The organism is Desulfocucumis palustris (assembly GCF_002933875.1).
Lineage (GTDB): Bacteria > Bacillota > Desulfotomaculia > Desulfotomaculales > Desulfocucumaceae > Desulfocucumis > Desulfocucumis palustris.
Window position 1 is genome coordinate 1 of sequence record NZ_BFAV01000171.1, and the last position, 1,471, is coordinate 1,471.

Consider the following 1,471-nt stretch of genomic DNA (forward strand, 5'->3'; position numbering starts at 1 on the left):
TCCTCATCTGATTACCCAAAATAAAGTTGAGAGATTTACTGTGTTAAGATATAATGTCATAGAGAAAACCCCATTTTATGGGAGGTGCTAATAGATGGAAAATGCAAGAGAAAAGGCGATTAGTATTATAAAGGATTTACCAAAGGATATATCTTTGGATGAGATTATTGAACGTTTAAAATTTATTGATTGTGTAAATAAAGGGATCGAAGATTTAGAAAATAATAATGTTGTTAGCCATGAAGAAAGTAAAAAGGTTTTAAGAAAATGGCTCGAATAATTTGGAGTAAAAGAGGATTAAATGATTTTTATGAAAATCTAACTTTTATCGAAAAAAGATCATTATAAAACGCTAAGAGGGTTGCTAAAAGTATTATTAAAAAAATAGACATGCTTGAGAATTTTCCTGAAATGAGTCGTATTGTTCCGGAATTTGCTCAAAAAGAGATTAGAGAATTAATTGTTTATCAATATAGAGTAATATATAAAATAAAAGGCTTAGATACAATAGAAATTATCAGCATTTATCATTCGAAACAATTACTTAGCTGAGCGGAACATACCACGGGGACAGAGCTATTGTTATACTAGACACAAGGGGATAGTTCTTTTGTGTCCGAGAGAATTTTTTTGACACATAAAACAATTTATCGGAACCGAAATCCAAACGTATTGACATTGTAAATTAAGGTGAATAGTTAGCGCCTAAAATCATCCGGCAATGAAAGAGATCAGTAATGAGGATGAAAGGTTCAACTTGCTAGCAGTGCAGCACCGGGGCATAAAATCGACACCCTGCGGTTTAAAGTCTATGGTAGTTTAATCCTCAATGGATTTACCCTTACGAATGGGAGTTAAGAGTAGGTAGAGGTGGTACCTATGAGTCCGACAGTTTTGCGTATTGGTCCTTATAGGTTCTTTTTCTATTCCAGAGAGGAGACTAGACCGCATATTCACATTGAAGAAGGCAAAAAGACCGCTAAGTTCTGGATAAAACCCGTCGACTTAGCAGAGAGCCATGGTTTTAGCACTCGCGATCTAAATAAACTGGAGGGTCTGGTAAGTGAAAATGAAGAACTCATTCTAAAAGAATGGAGGGAGTTTCATGGCTAAAACTAGTCTGCGAGATCACTTTCTCCGGCCTATCCTACCTACTAAAATTTCCGATGTTGAGGTGGATAGTGAAAAAATAATAATTTATCTATCAGATGGTCGTATTATCCATACACCGTTAAGCTGGTTTCCAATATTACGTACTGCTGAGCCTGAACAGCGAAAGAAATTTAGAATATCTCCCAGAGGAATTCATTGGGATTCTTTAGACGAGGACATTCCAATTGAGACATTTCTGGACGATTATCGTTAGGGACACAATTGTAGCGGTTTGCGCTCCCTGGCGGTAAACTAATACCCGCCAATGACGTTTAGCAATGGCCTTGGAATTAACGTCAATGGCGATAGGCCTTCATAT

The 1,471-nt window shown here is 36.4% G+C and carries 3 protein-coding genes and 1 pseudogene; all 4 read left to right on the forward strand.

Going from position 1 to position 1,471, the window contains the following annotated elements; all coding sequences use genetic code 11:
• Positions 1-94 precede the first annotated feature (94 nt).
• Positions 95-280: a hypothetical protein gene (locus DCCM_RS16745; protein WP_104373532.1), complete on the forward strand. Its 186-nt coding sequence runs from the start codon at positions 95-97 to the stop codon at positions 278-280.
• A gap of 83 nt (positions 281-363) precedes the next feature.
• Positions 364-552, forward strand: a pseudogene (locus DCCM_RS19790) (type II toxin-antitoxin system RelE/ParE family toxin); the annotation flags it as partial.
• A 327-nt stretch (positions 553-879) separates the two neighbouring features.
• Positions 880-1,113: a DUF4160 domain-containing protein gene (locus tag DCCM_RS16755; RefSeq protein WP_104373534.1), complete on the forward strand. Its 234-nt coding sequence runs from the start codon at positions 880-882 to the stop codon at positions 1,111-1,113.
• Positions 1,106-1,366, forward strand: a complete 261-nt coding sequence (locus DCCM_RS16760) for a DUF2442 domain-containing protein (RefSeq protein WP_104373535.1) — start codon at positions 1,106-1,108, stop codon at positions 1,364-1,366. The genes DCCM_RS16755 and DCCM_RS16760 overlap by 8 nt, the downstream gene beginning before the upstream one ends.
• Positions 1,367-1,471: the final 105 nt, after the last annotated feature.

Coding starts and splice junctions, on each gene's coding strand:
- DCCM_RS16745 (WP_104373532.1), top strand. CDS start 95: ATGGAAAATGCAAGAGAAAAGGCGATTAGTATTATAAAGGATTTACCA.
- DCCM_RS16755 (WP_104373534.1), top strand. CDS start 880: ATGAGTCCGACAGTTTTGCGTATTGGTCCTTATAGGTTCTTTTTCTAT.
- DCCM_RS16760 (WP_104373535.1), top strand. CDS start 1,106: ATGGCTAAAACTAGTCTGCGAGATCACTTTCTCCGGCCTATCCTACCT.